The 19,981-nt window shown below is 38.1% G+C and carries 22 protein-coding genes; 10 read left to right on the top strand and 12 right to left on the bottom strand.

The window, feature by feature from the left end:
• Positions 1–18: 18 nt before the first annotated feature.
• Positions 19–651, bottom strand: coding sequence for a YitT family protein (locus OK414_RS16975; RefSeq protein ID WP_013083915.1), 633 nt, complete (start codon positions 649–651; stop codon positions 19–21).
• Positions 652–1,065: 414 nt separating this feature from the next.
• Here OK414_RS16975 and OK414_RS16970 point away from each other — a divergent pair, with 414 nt between their 5' ends.
• A complete protein-coding gene (locus OK414_RS16970) occupies positions 1,066–1,890 on the top strand; it encodes a 5'-nucleotidase, lipoprotein e(P4) family (RefSeq protein ID WP_128820296.1) in 825 nt (274 codons plus the stop codon).
• 391 nt (positions 1,891–2,281) lie between these two features.
• On the opposite strand, the gene OK414_RS16965 is transcribed toward OK414_RS16970, so the two are convergent.
• Entirely contained in the window at positions 2,282–2,851 is a 570-nt protein-coding gene (locus OK414_RS16965; RefSeq protein WP_013083913.1) for a GNAT family N-acetyltransferase, read from the bottom strand.
• Positions 2,852–3,163: 312 nt separating this feature from the next.
• Between OK414_RS16965 and OK414_RS16960 the strand changes: the two genes are divergently transcribed.
• Positions 3,164–3,955, top strand: coding sequence for a sulfite exporter TauE/SafE family protein (locus tag OK414_RS16960; RefSeq protein ID WP_098601027.1), 792 nt, complete (start codon positions 3,164–3,166; stop codon positions 3,953–3,955).
• 29 nt (positions 3,956–3,984) lie between these two features.
• Here the strand turns inward: OK414_RS16960 and OK414_RS16955 are convergent, their stop codons facing one another.
• From OK414_RS16955 to OK414_RS16945, 3 genes are all read right to left on the bottom strand, one after another.
• Positions 3,985–4,710, bottom strand: a complete 726-nt coding sequence (locus OK414_RS16955; protein ID WP_016764803.1) for a class D sortase — start codon at positions 4,708–4,710, stop codon at positions 3,985–3,987.
• Position 4,711: 1 nt separating this feature from the next.
• Positions 4,712–5,845, bottom strand: a complete 1,134-nt coding sequence (locus OK414_RS16950) for a processed acidic surface protein (protein WP_263045232.1) — start codon at positions 5,843–5,845, stop codon at positions 4,712–4,714.
• A gap of 343 nt (positions 5,846–6,188) precedes the next feature.
• Positions 6,189–6,320: a hypothetical protein gene (locus tag OK414_RS16945; protein WP_013057845.1), complete on the bottom strand. Its 132-nt coding sequence runs from the start codon at positions 6,318–6,320 to the stop codon at positions 6,189–6,191.
• Between the two features lie 335 nt (positions 6,321–6,655).
• On the opposite strand from OK414_RS16945, the gene OK414_RS16940 reads away from it, so the two are divergent.
• From OK414_RS16940 to OK414_RS16925, 4 genes are all read left to right on the top strand, one after another.
• Entirely contained in the window at positions 6,656–7,213 is a 558-nt protein-coding gene (locus tag OK414_RS16940) for a thioredoxin family protein (protein ID WP_026106641.1), read from the top strand.
• Positions 7,214–7,595: 382 nt separating this feature from the next.
• Positions 7,596–9,239 carry an APC family permease gene (locus tag OK414_RS16935; RefSeq protein WP_016764800.1) on the top strand — a complete coding sequence of 548 codons (1,644 nt, stop codon included), beginning with the start codon at positions 7,596–7,598 and terminating at the stop codon, positions 9,237–9,239.
• 124 nt (positions 9,240–9,363) lie between these two features.
• Positions 9,364–9,987, top strand: coding sequence for a LysE family translocator (locus OK414_RS16930; protein WP_016764799.1), 624 nt, complete (start codon positions 9,364–9,366; stop codon positions 9,985–9,987).
• A gap of 440 nt (positions 9,988–10,427) precedes the next feature.
• Positions 10,428–11,273, top strand: coding sequence for an N-acetylmuramoyl-L-alanine amidase (locus tag OK414_RS16925; RefSeq protein WP_016764798.1), 846 nt, complete (start codon positions 10,428–10,430; stop codon positions 11,271–11,273).
• A 47-nt stretch (positions 11,274–11,320) separates the two neighbouring features.
• Here the strand turns inward: OK414_RS16925 and OK414_RS16920 are convergent, their stop codons facing one another.
• From OK414_RS16920 to OK414_RS16895, 6 genes are all read right to left on the bottom strand, one after another.
• Positions 11,321–11,638, bottom strand: a complete 318-nt coding sequence (locus OK414_RS16920; protein WP_013083905.1) for a DUF3243 domain-containing protein — start codon at positions 11,636–11,638, stop codon at positions 11,321–11,323.
• Between the two features lie 218 nt (positions 11,639–11,856).
• Positions 11,857–12,363 carry a PCYCGC motif-containing (lipo)protein gene (locus OK414_RS16915; RefSeq protein ID WP_034650650.1) on the bottom strand — a complete coding sequence of 169 codons (507 nt, stop codon included), beginning with the start codon at positions 12,361–12,363 and terminating at the stop codon, positions 11,857–11,859.
• A gap of 68 nt (positions 12,364–12,431) precedes the next feature.
• Complete coding sequence (locus OK414_RS16910; RefSeq protein WP_095379274.1) at positions 12,432–13,052, bottom strand: class I SAM-dependent methyltransferase; 621 nt, start codon at positions 13,050–13,052, stop codon at positions 12,432–12,434.
• Between the two features lie 58 nt (positions 13,053–13,110).
• Positions 13,111–15,672, bottom strand: a complete 2,562-nt coding sequence (locus OK414_RS16905; RefSeq protein ID WP_034650653.1) for a heavy metal translocating P-type ATPase — start codon at positions 15,670–15,672, stop codon at positions 13,111–13,113.
• A 31-nt stretch (positions 15,673–15,703) separates the two neighbouring features.
• Complete coding sequence (locus tag OK414_RS16900) at positions 15,704–16,063, bottom strand: ArsR/SmtB family transcription factor (protein WP_263045231.1); 360 nt, start codon at positions 16,061–16,063, stop codon at positions 15,704–15,706.
• A 284-nt stretch (positions 16,064–16,347) separates the two neighbouring features.
• Positions 16,348–16,779: a PAS domain-containing protein gene (locus OK414_RS16895; RefSeq protein WP_026106639.1), complete on the bottom strand. Its 432-nt coding sequence runs from the start codon at positions 16,777–16,779 to the stop codon at positions 16,348–16,350.
• A gap of 184 nt (positions 16,780–16,963) precedes the next feature.
• Here OK414_RS16895 and OK414_RS16890 point away from each other — a divergent pair, with 184 nt between their 5' ends.
• Both OK414_RS16890 and OK414_RS16885 read left to right on the top strand, forming a co-directional pair.
• Positions 16,964–17,203 carry a hypothetical protein gene (locus tag OK414_RS16890; RefSeq protein WP_025751108.1) on the top strand — a complete coding sequence of 80 codons (240 nt, stop codon included), beginning with the start codon at positions 16,964–16,966 and terminating at the stop codon, positions 17,201–17,203.
• A gap of 80 nt (positions 17,204–17,283) precedes the next feature.
• A complete protein-coding gene (locus tag OK414_RS16885; RefSeq protein ID WP_162837692.1) occupies positions 17,284–17,436 on the top strand; it encodes a hypothetical protein in 153 nt (50 codons plus the stop codon).
• Between the two features lie 46 nt (positions 17,437–17,482).
• Here the strand turns inward: OK414_RS16885 and OK414_RS16880 are convergent, their stop codons facing one another.
• A complete protein-coding gene (locus OK414_RS16880; protein ID WP_236702274.1) occupies positions 17,483–17,947 on the bottom strand; it encodes a hypothetical protein in 465 nt (154 codons plus the stop codon).
• A 388-nt stretch (positions 17,948–18,335) separates the two neighbouring features.
• Between OK414_RS16880 and OK414_RS16875 the strand changes: the two genes are divergently transcribed.
• Both OK414_RS16875 and OK414_RS16870 read left to right on the top strand, forming a co-directional pair.
• Positions 18,336–18,683, top strand: a complete 348-nt coding sequence (locus tag OK414_RS16875) for a hypothetical protein (protein WP_013083897.1) — start codon at positions 18,336–18,338, stop codon at positions 18,681–18,683.
• A gap of 308 nt (positions 18,684–18,991) precedes the next feature.
• Positions 18,992–19,570, top strand: coding sequence for a hypothetical protein (locus tag OK414_RS16870; RefSeq protein WP_013057828.1), 579 nt, complete (start codon positions 18,992–18,994; stop codon positions 19,568–19,570).
• Positions 19,571–19,981: the final 411 nt, after the last annotated feature.

Below are 19,981 nucleotides of genomic sequence, written 5' to 3'. Positions count from 1 at the left end.
TATTCCCGCACGGTTTTTTTACATAGTTGAAGCCGTTTGTTGTTTCGCTTCTTCTTCCATATGTTCACCAGTTCGTTCGATTGGCGAGCGTTTGTGATAGCGTCCAAGCAGTCCTGTCATGATGAAGATACCGATTAACGAATAAAGAACTTGAACTACGCCGAATACCACTGTTGCAGAGCCTACAATCAACACATCTGTCAAAAGCATTGTTTTACCTGGATTAATGCCAAAGCGTTTATCAAGAAACACGCATAGCATGTTGATTCCGCCAAGAGAAGAGCCGTGGCGAAACAAAAAGATCAGTCCAATGCCGACGATAATGCCGCCCACAATCGCAGCTACAAGCGGATGCGGAAGCGCAAACGAAAAGTTGGCAGCTAATAAATCCGACATCACTGACATCAGGCTAACGCTGATGAAGCTTTTTATGGTAAATTGCAGACCAATTTGCGTAAGAGCCATAAAATAAAATGGTAAATTGATGATAAAGAACAATACCCCAAATGAAATACCGGTTAAATGCTGCAGGACGATTCCAAGTCCTGCTGTTCCGCCGATAACGAGGTTAGAAGCGGTTAAAAATTGAATCCCGATGGCAACGCACAAACAGCCAAAGGTAATCCATCCCCATTGTTTTACGTGATTCATATCTCCATCCCCTTTTGTATATTTATACAATACTTTCGATAGAAAACACCGTCTTTTAATTCACAAAATCTATTTTACTATATATCTTTTCAAAAAAAAGCACTTTTGTGAGAGAATCTAACACAAGATTAAAAGTTAGATAATTCAGATTTATTAAGTTTTTTGAAGCGAATGAGCGATAAACCAATATGTTTCTAAAAAAAGATTACAAAGAAAGAATGAGAAAAACGGATTTTGGAAAATGTATAAACAAATATTTGGATAATGGTTAAAAAAAGGGAGAAAAAATAATTAAAACGAACATTTTTAACTAAAATTAAAATATAATTCGGATTTTTATTGATTTTATGTTTAATTGAGGTAATATATAACATTATTATCATAAAAATATGTAGAGATGGAAGTGGATGCGAAATGAATAAGAAATTATCAGCGTTGACAGGGGTGGGTGTACTTGCTTTTTCACTGACGGCATGTGCCCCTCAGCAGGAAAAAGAAGTGTCTGCTGAGAAAAAAGAACCCGCTCAACACCTAGCTGATCAGCAAATCATGGCCGATGCTTGGTACCAAACATCCGGCGAAATGAAAGCTTTGTATTACCAAGGCTATAATACTGGAAAGCTTCGTTTAGAGGAGGCGCTTGCAAAAAGTACCGATAAAAAGCCTGCCATTATTTTGGATTTAGATGAGACCGTGCTTGATAATAGCCCATTTCAAGCTTCAGCAATCAAAACCGGAAAAGGATTTCCTTATAAATGGGATGAGTGGGTGCAAGCAGCAAAAGCGAAAGCAGTACCAGGTGCTGTTGAATTCTTGACGTATGCGGATCAAAAAGGTGTAGATATTTACTATATTTCGGGCCGTACAACTTCTCAGCTTGAGGCAACAATTAAAAACCTAAAGAATTTACATATTCCTCAAGCAACCAAAGACCATGTGCTATTAACGGGTCCAAAAGATGAAGGAAAAGAAACGCGCCGTCAAAAAGTAGCGACAAATCATAATGTAGTCCTGCTGTTTGGTGATAACTTATCTGATTTTAGCGGCTTTGATAAAAAGTCCATTACTGATCGAAATAAGCTTGTAGAAGAGCAGAAAGAAACGTTTGGCCAAAAGCTAATCGTATTTCCAAATCCAATGTATGGAGATTGGGAAGGAGCTATTTATAACTACGACTACTCAATTTCGGACAAACAAAAAGATAAGCTTCGCCGCGAACAGCTTCAGTATTTCAACTAAAAAAAAGAGGCTGGGACAAAAGGGTTTTAACCCAAGTGAAAAACGAACGATTGATCAGCATGTGATCAACCGTTCGTTTTTTTGTTATGGTGAATATAGTTTCATCTGTCTTGTTCCTTCTAGCAGGTGATTGGAGGGCAAGGATAAGACTCCTGCGGGAAAAGCGGAACAGGTGAGACCCCGCAGAAGCGCAAGCGACGAGGAGGCTCAGCGGCCGCCCGCGGAAAGCGAAGCCTTGCGCGGAAATCAACTGCGGTGTCATAAGCGGTTCAGTTCAAGTATCTCATTTGTTCGTCTTTAGGCTGGATTCATTTCGTTATGTCTTCAACCTCTTTTTAATTTTTCCAATATAGTCAGTTCAAACGATAGCTTGTCCAAATGATCCTGCTTTTTAAGAAAGAAGCCAAGGAGCATAAGGAGCTTGCTTCCACTCGTGTTTTAACATGCCATAAATCACAAGGTCATGGTAGTGATCATATAGGTATTCACCTTCTCTGCAAATACCTTCTTCTGTAAAACCTAGACGCGTAGGGATGGCTTTACTTTTTTCGTTATTAACGCCGCAGCGTATTTCGACTCGATGAAGGTTTAACGTATTAAATGCATAATTCAGGCATCCGTGTACGGCTCTTGTCATAATACCTTTTCCTTGAAAATCATGTCCAATCCAATAGCCGAGACTTGTACTTTTGTTTCCCCAATTAATTCCGTGAAAACCAATCATCCCGGCGATTTCTCCGTAGTACCGAATGATGGCCTGGAATCCTTGGTTATTATAATATTGAGCTCTCCATTCAGGGATGAGTTCATCGTAGTCAGCAATACTTTGCATGCTATCTACCCATGGGAGCCATTCTTTTAGGTAAGGTCTTGACTCGTTAATAAGAGAAAGCAAGGGGAAAGCGTCAGTTGATTCAATCAAATGCAAACTAACTTCGTCATCAATTTTGTATTCAAACATACGAAAGCCTCCTGTGATGATGGGCCTGCTGAGATAAGCGTAGCGTGTAGGCAGTTCTAACATCTAGTTTTTCTTTATTCTACCACAAGTAACAGAGAGGAGAGCGAGGAAGTTTAGGCTAAAAGTAAATAACGCATAAAGTCGATAGGATTTTAATGATTAAAAAAATTAATAATTGAAAGCACTTTTATCAATATTTTTACAGAAAAGAAGCATATACAGTGATACAATGGAAGAAGAGATAAGGCGTTGTATGTATACATACTTTATAACAAACATGATATTGGATTGATAAAAGCAGGTGGTAAAAACATGGATGTACAACTATTAATAACGGTATTTGCACTCGGGTTTTTCGGGTCATTTTTAGCAGGTATGCTTGGAATTGGAGGATCAGTTGTTTTGTACCCGCTGTTGCTATTTGTTCCGCCTCTTGTAGGAGTGGGAATGTTCAGCGCGCACGAAGTAGCTGGTATAGGAGCCGTACAGTCGCTGTTTGCGTCTGTTTCAGGAGCTCTTGCTTACAAAAAGGGCGGCTATTTGAATAAACCGTTAATTTTATATATGGGTATCAGCGTCCTAGTTGGCAGTCTCATTGGTTCAACGCTATCAAACTCGTTTTCAGAAGGAATGATCAATTTCATTTACGGCGTGATGGCAACAATTGCTGCAGGATTAATGTTTATGCCCAAAAAAAATAATCCAGCGGCCGATTCATTCGAAGTGACGTTTTCAAAACCTTTGGCAGCAGCTCTGGCGTTTTTAGTTGGAATTTGCGGAGGGATTGTCGGAGCAGGGGGCGCATTTTTACTTGTTCCTATTATGATTACCGTGTTAAAAATTCCTGTGCGCGTAACGATTGCAAGCTCATTAGCCGTGACGTTTATTTCATCTATGGGAACAACATTCGGTAAAGTAATGACGAATCAAGTCCTTTTGCTTCCGGCGCTTATGATTATTGGAGCAAGCTTACTAGCAGCTCCAATCGGCGCTTTTGTTGGGCAAAAGACGAAGGTAGCGTCGCTGCAAGTTATCTTAGCGATCGTTATTACGGCGACTTCGCTGAAAATATGGTTTGATTTACTAATGAAATCTATTCATTAAAAAAAGCTGCCTTTTTAAGGACAGCTTTTTTATTTTGTTGTTGATGACACAAGGTGAGCGACTAAAATATAGCGTTCAGGTGCTGAACCAACGTAGTTAAACGGATAACAGGTGCTGACGGTTAAAGTGGCTCTAGGCTTTGGCACAATAACAGTCCGGTCATCCGCATCAACGATTCGTACTTTGTTCACTTTGTATGTGAAGGTGCCTGCTGCCGTGTCCACCACGAGCGAATCGCCTTCACCCACGTCGCCAAGCTTACGAAAGACCGTATCGCGATGTCCTGATAGAACAGAATTGTCGTTTTGACCAGGCAGCACGCTTCCCGCAAAATGACCGACGCCTTTTTCTAATTCATCTTCGTTCGTACCGTGATAGATCGGCAGCTTAGCGTTTAATTTAGGAATATATAATTCTCCCATTAAATCACCGATTTTTGGCTGTTTCGGGTAAGACACATTTGACACTTTCGGCTTTTTTTCCGGGCTAGCAGTACGAGAGTGTACCGTTTTTTTAGCTTCAACAGCAGAAGCTTCAGCAGAAGAGTCTGCTGTTGAAGCGTCCTTGCTTTTAGAAACTGAAGCTGCGGCTGGTTCTTCTGTATCCATTGTTTTAAATGCCAAATAGCCTCTTGCAAATTTATAGGCGTTTGTTGTTGTAAACCAAAGACCAAAGCAAATGACGGCGGCTAAAAGGGAAAGAACAATCAACCGCTTTTTGCGATTGATTGTTCTTCTTGTTTTTCTTGGTTCCATTTTATGTGCGTCTCACTTTGCGGAAAAGAACAAAGCCAGCGGCTACAAGCACTAATCCAATTAATGTATTTGTTACATAATTAGAAGCCGTTTCCGGAAGTTTTCCGCCTTTAACGGTTTTTTGTACAGCGCCATTCGTTTGTTTCTTCACAGGTTCTTGTGTCTTTTCTACTGCTGGTTTTTGTGCTTGAGCTGGTTTTGCTACAGCTTCAGCAGATTTTTCTACTTCTTTTCCTGTGTCTGTGATGATATCAGAATTAAACATATCGCCTGTGAGCACCATGTCTGCTAAAAATTTACCGTCTGTCGTATAAAGAGAAATTTTTAGACTTGCATTTTTTAATTCTTCTAAGTTGATTAAATCAGTAAGAGAAAGCGGTCTTTCATTTCCGCCTTGTACAAGTGAAAATTTAGCGTCTAAATGGAAGATTGATAGCATTTCTTTATAAATAGACATTAATTCAGCGATTTGATCAGCAGATAATTCTGTTGCTGTATCAAAATCTTCGAATGCCGCTAAGCGCTCGCCTAATTGATCTAAGCGGTTAAGCGTTGCTTCATTTGAAAGCTCATCTTCTAACGATGTAAAATGTGCTTCAATTCGATTTAACTCTTCTGAAGTTAAGCCTAATTCAGACTGCATAAACGATAGTAAGCCGCTTAAATCTTCTTCGCTTAATTCATCATCGTAAGAAGCGTCTTCTTCGTCATATGACTCATCATCTTTATACCAGTCGTCGCCCTCTAGATAGAAGCCAACATCCTCATATAAATCATCTAGGTACACATAATCGTCTAAGCTTTGGCCGTTCTCTTTTAATAACGCATTTAAGCTTGTTTTGTCTAAGTCAAAATCTGCATACACATCTTGCACGTTATGTAAGTCAGCTGCAATTGGTTCACCTAAAAAATCTTCTAAATCTGCGATTGTATCGTAGTTTTCAAGACTATCGTCATACAGTGAAAGTGAATATTCAACGTCGTCTTTGGTTACTTCAAAGCCTCGCGTTTGGCTTACCGATTTTAAATACTTGTTGAAATCTGCGTCAAATGTTGACGCTGCTGCGAATGAAGACGTTGGAAATACGCCAACAAACAGCAGAAATGATAATAAAATTGCCCCCAGTTTTTTCATCAATTTTCTCCTTTTTTTTACGTTTTCTACAAGATTATATAGGAAGAGTTATAAATTTACAATATATACTTATATTATATATACCTTGAATATAGTGGTAATTTAAGGGATTTATAGAACTATATATCTTGAGAACACCGTACGAAAGGGAGTGGAAAGCCCTAGATAGAAAAAGGAGGAACTAAAGAAAAAGGTTTATAATTTTTTTAACAGAGGCAGAAATATAAAAAGGTATCAAAAAAGAACAGCACTTTGAAGCTGTTCTTTTTGAAATGATATGTAAGCCTTAGCATAGATAGTTGAAATTCGATACCGTTCCGCTTTAGAAAAAGGTGGTTACGAGTTATGATTTTAATAAGGATAGTGAAGAAAAGTGAGAGCGCGGTTTTGTCAGCTCTATTTTGATTCCTTTTAGCCTTAAACGTTCTACAAACTGTTTGCGTTTTTTTCGCTTTTCATGCGGGGATTGATTCATATTTGCCTCATCCTCCATATTTAGTCAAGTAGCTAACATATCATTATCATAATCAAAAGATGACGGTTACACAATAAACATTCTCAAATATTCACAAAGATTTAAAATTTGTTACATTGATAGTGTACATGTACCCCATTCTCTTTTTTTATAACATCTCAATGTGCTGTTTTTAAATCGAAGTTTTGTAAATCCTGTCGCAGGCTAAAAAACGCTCTGACTTTTATATTTTGATTCACTGTGCTTAAAAGCTATACTAGTAGTGCGTGTAGAAAAGAGTAAACCGAATTTTTACATCTCATCTATTCGTATACAAAAAAGAAAGAGGGATTTTGATGAAAACAGAACAGCAGTATTTTGAAGAGGGAAAATCAATTCAAACATATATGAACGACATGAGTACATTAAAAGAGGAAAGTTTAGCTGTTTATGAACAATTTCAGCTTCCTAAAGATGGACTGGCTGACAAATTAAAGGCTCACAAGCTTCATTTCTTAGCGATTACTGAAGATTGGTGCGGAGATGCGATGATGATTAACCCAATCATTCGTAAAGTAGCTGAAGCTGCCGGTATCGATGTGCGCGTTGCACTGCGAGATGCGGACACCGAATTAATTGACCGTCACTTAACAAACGGAGGACGTGCCATTCCGATTATTTTAATTTTTAATAATGAAGGGACGCTACTTGGGAAGTGGGGCCCCCGTGCTCCCGAAGTTCAGCAAATCGTCGATGAGCTTCGGGCCACGCTTCCTTCAAAAGAAGATCCTTCGTTTGAAGAAAAACAAAAAGAAGTTTTTTCTTCGTTACGAACAAGATATAAAGAAGAACCAGCTCTTTGGTCGCATGTTTATAATAGCTTTAAAGAAACGGTATTAGCAGTTGTGAAATAACTTAAAAAGGCAGGATAAAATGAAGCGCTCATTTTATCCTGCCTTTTTTCTGGTTATCGCAGCAAGATCGTTTGTATATCACTTTAATGGAAAGGCAGCTTTTATGAATGTTAGTGTTCAAATCGCGCACTTTTAATTGAAAAAACGCACAAAATTCTAAAAATAAAAATATTTTTTATTCAAAACGCGTACTTTTTAACTTGATGATGATATAATAACAAATAATAAATGAAGAAAGGGGACGCGTAAATGAATGGAAAAGTTTTTGGATAGTATTTTTAAGCAGCATTTTTAAAGTTCAACATGAATTTTATTTTTTAAATTTAATGAAAGCGCTTAATAACTCACTTCTCAGAAAATATAGAAGAAAGGTGTTAGATACATGAATAACTTACATAGAAAAATGGGAACGTTTTCTCTCATGATGGTTGGTCTTGGATCTATTATTGGATCAGGATGGCTGTTTGGGGCATGGAGAGCTGCTCAAATTGCAGGCCCCGCAGCAATTGCTTCTTGGATTATTGGAATGGTTGTTATTTTATTTATAGCTCTTTCTTACAGTGAACTAGGATCGATGTTTCCAGAAGCAGGAGGTATGGTTAAATATACGCAATACTCGCACGGATCATTTCTTGGCTTTATTGCGGCTTGGGCAAACTGGATTGCAATCGTATCGGTTATCCCTGTTGAAGCGGTTGCTTCTGTTCAGTATATGAGTTCATGGCCGTGGGAGTGGGCGAAATGGACAGGCAGTTTAGTAGAAAACGGGATTCTTACTGGAAAAGGCTTGGCTATTGCTACAGGACTATTAATCATTTATTTTCTTCTGAATTATTGGACCGTAGGCTTATTTTCGAAGGCTAATTCACTTATTACTGTTTTTAAGATTGTAATTCCGGGGCTTACAATTGGTGCTCTTTTATTTGCAGGGTTTCACGGAGGAAACTTCTCCTCTGCAGGAGGCGTTGCTCCAAATGGATGGGCAAGCGTTTTGACAGCGGTTGCTACGTCTGGGATTGTGTTTGCTTTTAACGGTTTTCAAAGCCCTATTAATATGGCGGGAGAAGCAAAAAATCCAGCTCGCTCTATTCCGATTGCAGTAGTAGGCTCAATTTTAATTGCAACCGTGATCTATGTATTGCTTCAAATTGCGTTTATTGGAGCGGTAAATCCTTCAGAAATCGTAAAAGGATGGAGTCATCTTAACTTTAATTCCCCGTTTGCCGATCTAGCGATTGCGTTAAATATTAACTGGCTTGTTATTGTGTTATATGCCGATGCTTTTGTATCGCCATCAGGAACAGGTATTACGTATACAGCTACCACGTCACGCATGATTTATGGTATGGAAAAAAATAAATATTTGCCGAATATACTGGGACGAGTTCATCCGCTTTATGGAGTTCCTCGTCAAGCCATGTTCTTTAATTTATTTGTCTCATTCATCTTTTTATTTTTATTTAGAGGCTGGGGAATTTTAGCCGAAATTATTTCTGTAGCTACGTTAATTTCATATCTTACCGGTCCTATTACCGCTATGACGTTAAGGAAAACAGGGACCGATCTTTATAGACCTTTACGTATAAAAGGGTTAAACGTAATAGCGCCTCTTGGATTTATTTTTGCTTCACTTACTCTTTACTGGGCAAGATGGCCGTTAACTGGACAGGTATTATTTATTATTTTAATTGGTTTGCCAATTTATTTTTATTACCAAGCAAAATCAAAATGGAAAGGCTTTGGTCAAAACTTCCGAGCCGGCGTTTGGATGATTGTCTACTTATTATGTATGATGACAATCTCTTGGATAGGAAGTGAAAAGTTCGGGGGACTCAATATTATTAAATACGGCTGGGATATGGGTCTTATTGCAATTGTTGCACTTTTCTTTTATGCTTGGGCACTTAAAAGCGGATACAAAACTGAGTATTTAAAAGAAGCAATCAATGTTAATAATGAAATGAAAGCAGCGGAAGCACAGACTGCCTCAGCTAAAGAACAGATCATAGAAAAACAAATTAAATAAGTAGTAAAAAAGCAGCCTGAATAGTTGAGGCTGCTTTTTTAGGAATGGATTTTATTTTTTTTGAATACTAGATAGTAAAAAATGCTATAATGGTGGGCAAAATCATGCAGGGGGAGAACGACTTATGGATATCGTATCAATCACTTCTTTTTTAGGCGTAGCCGCTTTGCTTACGGTTATGCCTGGACCTGATAACTTATTTGTTTTAGCACAAAGCATATCAAACGGTAGATATGCAGGAATCTCGACTTCATTAGGGCTTTGTACGGGCTTGCTTGGTCATATAGCTGCAGCAACATTGGGTCTATCGGCTGTTATCTATCAATCGGCTTTAGCGTTTGCTATTGTAAAATACGCTGGAGCAGCTTATTTATTATATCTGGCTTATAAGACGTTTACAGCAAAAGATTCCGCTCTCGCTGTTGACAACAAAGAAGCCGTTGAGTACAAGGCGCTATATAAAAAAGGAGTGATTATGAATCTGCTAAATCCAAAAGTTTCGCTCTTTTTTCTTGCTCTTTTACCTCAGTTTGTTAATCATTCAACCGGACACGCCACACAGCAAATGCTTGTTTATGGCGCCGTATTTTTAGTTCAAGCGCTGATTATTTTTACGTTAATTAGTCTATTTGCAGGGAAAGTAGGAGAGTTTTTGCGAAAATCTCCAGCTCTGTCTAAGCGGCTTAATCTCGTGCAAGGCTCTATCTTTACGCTTATTGGCTTAAAAATTGCTTTTAGTGAGAAATAGCAGAAGATAAGATGGCGAACCTGCTTTTATCTCCATTAAAAGGCGTGGACGTTAGTTAAAGGGAGATCCGAACGATAAATCCAATTCGCTCGGATTTTTTTATGTCTATGGTAAAAGTAAGTTTCATGTATGCAGTTGCTTCTAGCTGGTGATTGGAGGGCAAGGCGAAGACTCCCGCGGAAAGCGAAGTCTTGCACAGAAATCAACAGCGGAGTAACGAGATTCACGCTAGCTCATTTATCCGTCTTTATTTTGTGCTTTAAAACAGCGGAGAATACCTAGCAAAATCCTGCTTTCTTGTGTGAATTTTTTTGAATGTTTTAAGGGGGCGAACCCTTCTTGTCCAATCACATATATATATAGAATGAGAGATAAAACATCAGGCAAAGCCGGTGTTAATCACAAGTTCTTTCATATTATGATTGAAAGGAAAGGTTCACATGAAAAAAGTATGGCTAGATGCAGGACACGGCGGTACAGATTCAGGCGCTTTAGGAAATAATTTGCGTGAGAAAGATATTACGCTGCAGCTTGTACTACACGCGCGGGCGTATTTAGAACATAACTATTCCGTAGATGTGCAAGTAACTCGTTCAACCGATGTGTTTGTTTCATTATCAGATCGAGCGAACCGGGCTAATGCATGGGGAGCGGATATTTTTGTTTCTATGCACATTAATGCTGGCAGCGGTACTGGATTTGAAACGTATCGGTATCCATCACAAGAGGGAAGTCAATCTTCTCTTTTACAAAAAGAGCTGCACACGGAAATTTTAACAATCATGCGGAAATTTGGAACGATTGCAGATCGCGGTTTAAAAACGGCTAATTACGCTGTACTGCGTGAAACAAATATGCCAGCTGTTTTAACAGAAAACTTGTTTATCGATACGACAGCCGACGCTGAAAAATTAAAAAACGCTACGTTTCTTCGGGAAGTGGGAGAAGCGCACGCGCGTGGAATTGCTAAGTATTTAAACTTACCTTCTAATCAAGTTACATTCTATACCATTCAATCTGGAGACACATTTTATAGCATTGCAAAGAAGTATAATATCACCGTTCAGCAGCTGCAAGATGCAAACCCTGGCGTAGATCCTGCAAAACTGCAAATTGGTCAGCAAATTGTTCTTCCTGTCACTACGTATACTGTACAAGCAGGAGATACGTTCTATAGCATTGCGAAAAAATATAGCATGACCGTTCAGCAGCTGCAGGATGCAAACCCCGGCGTAGATCCTGCAAAATTACAAATTGGCCAGCAAATTATCATTCCAGCTGTTTAATATCTGTAAATAAAAAAGATGACACGGCAGCGTGTCATCTTTTTTATTTATTGAACCAATCTTACAAGCATATGGGCAAGATGATGCTGCTGTTCTTTGTCTCCAACCTTCCACAGTTCGTGAAGCAGGTTTTCCTCTCGATTGCGCGGCTCTTCATGCTTAGCAAGGTAATCAGCTACTTTCTGAGCGGTTTTAGCCAGCTGTTCTTCGTTCATCCCTAACTTTTCACCTTTTGAGACCTTGTCCCCTAGATAACTTTTAAATCCTTCGAAGCTAGAGAGAATATCCTCTTTTTTCTCCTCGCTCATAGAATTAATTGCTCCTTCAACTTTTGCTGAATGATTTGTTTCTACAGAATTACTCATAGTTTTTTTCTCCTCTCATGGTTATATTTGGGTGTTAGAAAGCATATTCCCTGAGGGTTCAGTAAATAAACGTCCAAATGTGTTATTTTTATATTATGGCGTTTTAGAAGGACTTAAAAAGGTGAGGTCAAATAAGGTTTTATCAACTAATAATAAAATGACAAAAAAGACTTTGAATAAAGAAATCAAAGTCTTTTACTGATTTTTATACTGAAGCATCATACTTCTGGCGTAGGCGTAGGCGTGGCATAGCCTTCCTTATATTTATCATCGATTTCTTGACGAATGTCTTCAATGCTTTTGCCTTTGCTGTAGTCTACTACAGCTTGAGCGGCTATTTCTAAACAGACACCGCATTTTGTTCCGTGATCATCCCATGTCACTGCGCCGTTTTCTTTGTTTTCAAAGATAAAACAGTCGTAGTTGTTTTGATGATTAGCTTCTTCTCCACATCCGCAGTAGCAAGGAATGTTTTCTAGTAAGGTTTGATGCTTAGCAGCGGCTGCATAAATAAGCTGCATGTCTTCGGGCTTGTCACTTAGAAAAGAGGGAAGAGTTTCACTATTTTTTGTTTCTTCTCGTTTATCACCTAATGTGTGCTGCTGATGTTCTTCATGTTGTGTTGCTTCTGTACGTTTGTTGCCTGAACTTTCTTTACTTTCGTTTTCGCAGCCGGAGACCATGCTTGCTGCAAGGACAACTGTTATGACCTTTGATTTTATCATCAAAATGTTCATCCTTTCTTCAATTAAAGCTAGACAATAATATGTACATCCATCATTCGTCTTTGAAGTCATTCATCAACTTTCTGCAAAATAATTTTCCGATACATACCTTTCAACATGACGCTTGAATTCTCCTTCAAGATAAGCTGATCCCGGCTTGCTTCAAACACATATTCAAAAGAGAGTCCAATATCCGTTCCTAGTAATTTTACGAAAGGGCGGAATATTTTTTTAGGAAAAGCCGCTGATTTCTTTTTAGTTTCAAATTTATCAAAAATCAGGATAGTTCCCTTAGGCTTTACTACTCTTGTCATTTCTTTTAAAGCTTGCTCCGCATCAGGTACTACGCTAAGAATTAAGCTTGCTACAACTACATCAAACGAAAAAGAGTCGAATGTTAGCTGCTGAGCGTCCATTTGGTGAAAGGTTATAGATGGATTTTTGTATTTATCTTTTGCTTTTTGAAGCATTTCACTGGAATAGTCGATGGCTGTTACATTTACTTCATGAGGAATAAAAGCTAAATCTGCACCCGTTCCAACACCTACAAATAAAATGCGCTGTTCAGATGAAAAGTGGACGTCTTGAAAGACTTTTTTTCTGGCTCGATAAAACATCCCGTTATTAAAAAACGCATCGTAAAAAGGAGCCCAACATTTATAAATAAATTGATTCCAGCGGTTATTCACGTAAACCCTCCTAGAGAATAAGCTTTCCAACGCCTGCTGGAAAGCTTATGGATTACATTTAATTTTTCATTTTGAGTAAGCGAAGACTGTTTAAAATAACAAGTAGCGCTGCTCCTGTATCGCTTAAGACGGCAATCCACAGAGTAAGCCACCCTGGAAAGATAAAAGCTAAGGCAATGACTTTAACAATAATAGAAAACCAAATGTTTTGTTTGATAACAGCTAACGCTTTACGGCTTAGCTTCATCGTATGAGGAAGCTTTTCTAAATTGTCTGCCATGAGAACAATATCAGCTGTTTCCATGGCCGTGTCAGTACCAGCACCGCCCATTGCAATGCCAAGATCAGCAGTAGCTAGAGCAGGGGCATCATTAATCCCATCTCCAACCATAGCCGTTTGATAGCCTTCATCTTGAAGCTGCTGTATGGCTTTCACTTTGTCTTCAGGCATCAAATCGGCGAAATAGCGGTCTATCCGAGACTGAGAAGCAATCATTTTAGCTGTTCCTTCGTTATCACCGGTTAACATCACAATTTGCTGCATACCGTTTTGTTTGAGGCTTTCTAAAGCAGATACGGTTGTATGTCTGATGGTATCAGCTACGCTAATAATACCTAGAACACTTTTAGCTGTTCCGACAATAATAATTGTTTTACCTTCGTTTTGAAGCTTTTCAATATGAGACCAGCAGTGGGATAGAGGTATTTCTAAATCTGAGAATAATTTTGCGTTACCTGCGTAATAAACCGTTTCTTGAATTGTTGCCTGCACGCCTTTTCCTGTAAGGATTTTAAAATTTGATCCTTGTAAAGAACCGACTTTTTTCTCCTCTGCATAATCCACGATAGCACGGGCAATGGGGTGATTCGAATAGTCTTCAAGCGTTTTTGTTATCGCTAAAAGCTGATTTTCTTCAGCAGCAAGGGAAACAACCTCTGAAACGGCTGGTTTGCCTTCTGTTAGCGTTCCTGTTTTATCAAAAGCAATCGCATTGATTGCACCAGCTTTTTCTAAAAACGTCCCGCCTTTAATGAGCACGCCATTTTTCGCCGCATTTCCAATCGCAGATACAATGGCGACGGGAGTAGAAATGACTAGCGCACATGGACAAGCCACAACTAATAATTCAAGCCCCTTGTAAAACCACTCACTCCATGCACCATCAAACAGGGGAGGGATGACCATAATGAATAAAGCTAAAATAAAGACGATAGGCGTGTAAATGGTTGCAAATTTATCAACAAATGCTTGAGTAGGCGCTTTTTTCTCCTGTGCTTCTTCCACTAAATGAATAATTTTAGAAATCGTCGTATCTTCCACTAGCTTTGTTACCTTAATTTCTAACGATCCGCTTTCGTTAATGGTGCCTGCATAAACAGCATCACCGATTACTTTATCAACTGGAATAGATTCACCTGTAATAGGGGCTTGGTTAATACTGGATTCGCCGTTTATAATTTCACCATCTAGCGGAATTCGGTCTCCTGGCTTTACGACAATCGTAGTGCCGATTGAAATATCTCCCGCTGCTTTTTTAATCAGCTGGCCGTTTTCTTTCACCCATGCTTCAGAAGGAGCTAAGTCCATCAAACCTCGTATCGAGTTTCTTGTTTGTTCAATCGACCTTGTTTGCAGAGCAACACCTAAAGCAAATAGCCAAACGACCGTAGCACCTTCAAGCCATTCACCAATAACAGCTGCTCCAAGTGCTGCAACGGTCATTAAAACATTCATGTCTAAAGAACGGCTTTTAATTCCGTAATAAGCACTTTTAGCCGGCTTATATCCGCTGACAATCATGGCAATAGCGTAGAGTACAGTTATCATATAAGAAGCAATTCCTGTATGAGAACCGATAAAACCTAATGCGATGAAAATACCCGAGAAAACAATCGGTCCATTTTGCCCTTTATGGTGCCGCGACTCAGCAGACTGCCTGCTGCTAGTTACTAAAGTAGCGGTATACCCAGCTTTAGATACTTCTTTAATAATGTCATCGGCTTCGTTATCGTGCTCAATTTGTGCTTTTCCCGTTGAAAAGTTAACGCGTACATCTTTGACAGCAGGAACTGTTTTTAAATGATTCACAATCGTGTTCGCACAAGCCGCGCAGTCCATTCCTTCAATCAAATACGTTTTCATTTTTTTATTTGATTGGATAGCCTCAATGTTAAACCCTAGTTTTTCTACTGAGCTTGGAATGAGTGACAGAGCTGACTCACTTGTCGCCGCTACCTGGAGCTTTCCTGTATTATAGTTGAGAGTTACGTGTTGAATATCGTTTAATGTTTTTAAACTTTTTTCAATCGTCGCGGCGCAGGAAGGGCAATCCATTCCATATACGCGGTATTCAGCCGTTTCTTCTATGTCACTGTCGCCTGGTACTATATCGTGATCACTGCAGCAAGAATGCTGGCTTTTATCGGTCGTTAACGCAATCGCATCTGAACAACAGCTATGACTGTGTTCATGACTCTTTGTGCCACAGGAAGAAGGCTCTTCAGTAGATGCGGCTTCTGAAGAAGAGGAGCAGCAGGTCTTGCTTTCAATTTCTGCTGAAGAAGATCCGCTGCAGCAGCTTCCGGTATGCTGATGACTTTTTTTATCTTCGTGTTTCATTGTGTCCCACTCCCTATACGGTAAGAAAAACTTAAATGGTTACGTCTTCTTTTTTAGCAAACATGATATCAATTACTTGTTTAATATGTGCATCCCTTAAAGAATAAAAAGCTAACTTTCCTTCTTTGCGATAATTGGCAATTCCTATATTACGCAGCAGTCTTAAATGGTGAGAAGCAGTAGCAACCGTAGAGCCTACTATATTGGCTACGTCACATACACATAATTCCTCGCCTTTATACAGAGCCAAGACAATTTTAAGCCTCGTTTCATCTCCTAACGCTTTGAACAGGGCAGAAACACCTTGAACAGCTTCGGCATCGATAGTAGGCTTAATACGATTTACTTTTTCTTCATTAAAACAATAAATATCACAGCGGTCTTTTGGCATGATTTCCTCCTTCATTCAAACATTCAAATGATTGTTTGTTTATAATATATGTCAATTTTAAAAAATGTTCAAACATTTATTGAGTATTCGGAATTTTTTTCTGAGCAAAACATAAATATAGAAAGTATGCCTATTAGTGTATGTACTCTGTACTAAATGGTGCGGGCGAAAAGAGAATGACTTTACAGGCAGAACAAAACAAAAAGCCACCCCTGTAGGTAGCCTTTTAATGATTTTAAAAATGATAGAAATAATGAAATATAGCTTAGACTTTGTTTACTTAATTAGCGTTTTAATCGGTTAAATAATAAATCTGCTGAATTATTTAACACCTTGTCCGACTCTTTTAATCGTTTGTCCGAGTTTTCTAAATAGGATTGAGCAGATAATACAACATCTAACGGATCCTTGACATTCTTCTTTTCGGTACATACTAAATGCCCTACACCATTTTTCCAATGAATCGTGCATTTAAAATTCACAAATGTATCATCGGTCGTTCTTAAACGCAAATGCCTGATGATGGGGTTAGATGAGGAGTGCTGTGACAGCATCCACATTGCTTGTTTCCGGTCGTCTTTATGAATAATGCTCCACAGACTGGAGACTGAAGAAAAATAAGAATGTGCTTGACTAGAAAAATGAAGAATTTCACCTTCTTGATTTAATTGAAAGTAAGGAACGGGGATCCATTTAAGTATGTTACTTTCCATCATGCACCTCTCCCAACTTAAGTAATCCCTTTTACCATATCACAATTACCTAATATTTGTATGATTTTTATTATTTTCCCCATGCTTTTCCCCGTTTTAAGCTGTAAAAGCTAAAGAATTATTCAGTTTAAAACACTTGAAAAAAGAACATATGTTCGGTAAACTAAAAATTAAAGGAGCGAATTCTATGCGACAGCTACTTCAAGAAAGCTACTCTTCAAAACGACCTGTTGAAATTATTTATATGGACGATAAAGGATGTTTGACACAGCGATTTATTATTGTGTATAAAATTTATCCTCAGAGCGTAAAAGCTTGGTGCTTACTAAGGAACGAGAAACGAACGTTTAAAATAGAGAATATCCTTTCATGCGGATTCAGCAATAAAAGGAAAAGCAGTTTTAGGCAGAAAGCTCACTCAATTTAAGAGGGGCTTTTTCATATCATTTCCTCTTATGGCGTGTGAGTTATTCTCATACACTATATCCACCAGAAAGGGGAATGAACATGACATTAAACCAAGGAAATAAAACTAAACACATCGCTAAAGGAAGAACGAAACAAACAGATATGACAATGCAGAGGGAGCAAAAGCAGCATCAGGCACAAAATGCATCTTTATCTCATAATAATTGTCGGGCAAATCTTGATGGAGATTGATTAAAAAAGGAAAGCTTCTGAAACTGAAGCTTTCCTTTTTTTTGCATTAAGTTAACTCGTATTTTTCTGATCCAATTACAATATAGTCTCTTGCTTGATATATGAACTTTACTGATTTTTCACAAACTTCGTACGAGTAATTCTCTAAAACATTGCTTTTTTGATTAATGTAATGCATAAAAGCACGCTGAAAATAACCATTCTCCACAAAAAGTTCACCGGTTTTGCACAGTTTTTCATGTGCTTCTTCCAGCCATTTTGCAATTTGGCTGTCGTTGTTAGCAAATGTCAGGATATGCGCATAGTGATCTGATAAATCTGTCATATCCTCTTTATCCTGGTCAAAATAAAACACTTTTTCTTTTTTTGACTGCAGCCTTTGTTTATGCAAAGTGATATTTTTTAACAGTTCTTTTTCAACGTCTTCTTCGGGACTTATATAGATGGGGCAGGTGCCTGCTACCTCACCTTGATCTGTAAATAATACAACATAGTACAAATCAAACATCATATCTCTCCCTTCACGTGTTCATACTATCCTATCTCGCATCCTTCATTTTTAGAATCATTTTTCTAACGTTTGTGCAACATTGGTTCTAATGTATTGTATTACTCATAAGCGAACCTCAGTTTTAACGGGAAAGAAAAGAGGAAATGAAAATAAAAATTCTGCGTTTCTTCATTATAATAAGAAAAAACGATCTGTTTACTAGTATTTAAATCTTTCGAAAAATCAAAATAAATAATGATTGATTTCGTCACTTTATTGTGGTTTCATAATAAAGTGTAAAAAGACCATTTTTCTTTCAGAGAGAAATGAGATAGAGTGCTTCTGTGTTGATTCTTTCTTTCGAATATAGTATACATACAGGGGTATAGAAATTAATTGGGAGGAAAACATGGCGATACTATATATGAGCATAGGTATTTTACTTTTATTAATGTGTTACAGTTTTTATAAACGCTATGTGCCGGTGCAGGGAATAAAGAAAGTGACGACCGTCGACTGTGCTTCTACAACAATTTCGTATGTAGATGTTCGTCATTTTCATGAAATGAAACAAAACCCCTGTCAAAAAGCAATCCATATTCCGCTTCCTTATTTAGAGAGACAGCATGAGGAAATTCCATATAAAGAAGTGGTCGTAATTGTTCCTGACAGCATTTCCCGAAATTTAAGCATTCGTCAGCTCAAAAAACATGGGTACCAGGTCAAGGGATACATGTGTGCGGAAAGATGTGTGTAATAAAAAGAACAGCAAATGACCCTTTATAGGGTTTCCTTTTGGAAAGCTGTGATATATAAGCTGAAAGATACCTGTGTCAAAACGGGTATCTTTTTTTGTTATGAAGATGAGAAGGGGGGCAGGGATCGGTTTCTTTTGGTTCAACAGCTACTGAGTCTTTTAGCGTATTTTTATGACAAAAGGTTTGAAAAATCCCTTTTGTGGTAAAAAAAAACGTAGTTCTCCTAGTGCATAGACAGAGGTTTAATAGGAAGTTATAATTTAGGCAATTACATAAAAGGGGAGTAAGCTAAGGAAGGTGAATAGATGTGCGAAAGATAAAGCGGTTGCTATTTCTGTTCATTTGTATAGCGGTTGTAATTGTTGCGTATGAAATGATTCGATATCCGATTGAAAACAATGCGGCAAGTGTGCAGCAGCATTTGCGAAATTGGGAGCATAAAGAAAGTATTGATGGTTCTGCAAGGATTACGCTGCAAGATTTTAAACGGGTTGATCACTCTAATACATACATAGCCTTATTCTCCATACCTGGTGATAAAGAAGGAATGGCCGTATTGAAGCAAGGATGGAACAAACGCCTGCGTATTGAAGTCAGTACCAAAATGAGCAATTTAGTGGATTATGATGATATCCATACAAATAAAGGGACATATGCGCTGTTTACAGGAACAAATAGAAGTAAACAAATTGAGCGAGTAAAGGCGGCTTTAGTGCACGATACGTATACAATTGATGCCGCGGTTCCAAAAAGTGATTATTTTGTGCTGTATGAAAAAATACCGAGTCATATTAAACATCCGTTTCCAGCAACGACAACGCTGCTGGATAAAGCAGGGGATGATATCACGGTTAAAGAATTTATGGATCAAGAGCTGCGTGAGTAACACGCAGCTTTTTTCTGTAATAAAAAGCTTTTTAAAAAAATTCACGTTTTGTTCATATTTTCGAAAGAAAGAATTTTAAGCAAAAAAATCAAATATTTGCTACAAAATAAAAGGGAATTAACGGGCAAAATAAGTTTCATACAGGACGTCACATTTTCTTTGAAAATTTGTCACAAAATATTCAATTATGTCGATGTGTATTGATATATCAATGTTGAAGCAAACATGCAAAGCTAATTTTGCAGTTATTCCTAAAGAAATAGTTAAGAAATGGGAGCTGAATCCTTTTATTTACATTTATTCATACCAAATTATGTGATAGAATATCGCAAGGTTGAAGCACTCTAACCCCATTGGTACAGTCACTATATTAGAATATTTTTAATATAAAAAAATAAAGCAAAAGGGACG

This window comes from Priestia sp. JV24 (assembly GCF_025910025.1).
In the GTDB taxonomy this organism is placed as follows: domain Bacteria; phylum Bacillota; class Bacilli; order Bacillales; family Bacillaceae_H; genus Priestia; species Priestia megaterium.
Note: the sequence above shows the minus strand (reverse complement) of the source record. Positions and strands in the feature narration are given on the sequence as shown.

Coding starts and splice junctions, on each gene's coding strand:
- OK414_RS16975 (WP_013083915.1), bottom strand. CDS start 651: ATGAATCACGTAAAACAATGGGGATGGATTACCTTTGGCTGTTTGTGC.
- OK414_RS16970 (WP_128820296.1), top strand. CDS start 1,066: ATGAATAAGAAATTATCAGCGTTGACAGGGGTGGGTGTACTTGCTTTT.
- OK414_RS16965 (WP_013083913.1), bottom strand. CDS start 2,851: ATGTTTGAATACAAAATTGATGACGAAGTTAGTTTGCATTTGATTGAA.
- OK414_RS16960 (WP_098601027.1), top strand. CDS start 3,164: ATGGATGTACAACTATTAATAACGGTATTTGCACTCGGGTTTTTCGGG.
- OK414_RS16955 (WP_016764803.1), bottom strand. CDS start 4,710: ATGGAACCAAGAAAAACAAGAAGAACAATCAATCGCAAAAAGCGGTTG.
- OK414_RS16950 (WP_263045232.1), bottom strand. CDS start 5,845: ATGAAAAAACTGGGGGCAATTTTATTATCATTTCTGCTGTTTGTTGGC.
- OK414_RS16945 (WP_013057845.1), bottom strand. CDS start 6,320: ATGAATCAATCCCCGCATGAAAAGCGAAAAAAACGCAAACAGTTTGTA.
- OK414_RS16940 (WP_026106641.1), top strand. CDS start 6,656: ATGAAAACAGAACAGCAGTATTTTGAAGAGGGAAAATCAATTCAAACA.
- OK414_RS16935 (WP_016764800.1), top strand. CDS start 7,596: ATGAATAACTTACATAGAAAAATGGGAACGTTTTCTCTCATGATGGTT.
- OK414_RS16930 (WP_016764799.1), top strand. CDS start 9,364: ATGGATATCGTATCAATCACTTCTTTTTTAGGCGTAGCCGCTTTGCTT.
- OK414_RS16925 (WP_016764798.1), top strand. CDS start 10,428: ATGAAAAAAGTATGGCTAGATGCAGGACACGGCGGTACAGATTCAGGC.
- OK414_RS16920 (WP_013083905.1), bottom strand. CDS start 11,638: ATGAGTAATTCTGTAGAAACAAATCATTCAGCAAAAGTTGAAGGAGCA.
- OK414_RS16915 (WP_034650650.1), bottom strand. CDS start 12,363: ATGATAAAATCAAAGGTCATAACAGTTGTCCTTGCAGCAAGCATGGTC.
- OK414_RS16905 (WP_034650653.1), bottom strand. CDS start 15,672: ATGAAACACGAAGATAAAAAAAGTCATCAGCATACCGGAAGCTGCTGC.
- OK414_RS16900 (WP_263045231.1), bottom strand. CDS start 16,063: ATGCCAAAAGACCGCTGTGATATTTATTGTTTTAATGAAGAAAAAGTA.
- OK414_RS16895 (WP_026106639.1), bottom strand. CDS start 16,779: ATGATGGAAAGTAACATACTTAAATGGATCCCCGTTCCTTACTTTCAA.
- OK414_RS16890 (WP_025751108.1), top strand. CDS start 16,964: ATGCGACAGCTACTTCAAGAAAGCTACTCTTCAAAACGACCTGTTGAA.
- OK414_RS16885 (WP_162837692.1), top strand. CDS start 17,284: ATGACATTAAACCAAGGAAATAAAACTAAACACATCGCTAAAGGAAGA.
- OK414_RS16880 (WP_236702274.1), bottom strand. CDS start 17,947: ATGATGTTTGATTTGTACTATGTTGTATTATTTACAGATCAAGGTGAG.
- OK414_RS16875 (WP_013083897.1), top strand. CDS start 18,336: ATGGCGATACTATATATGAGCATAGGTATTTTACTTTTATTAATGTGT.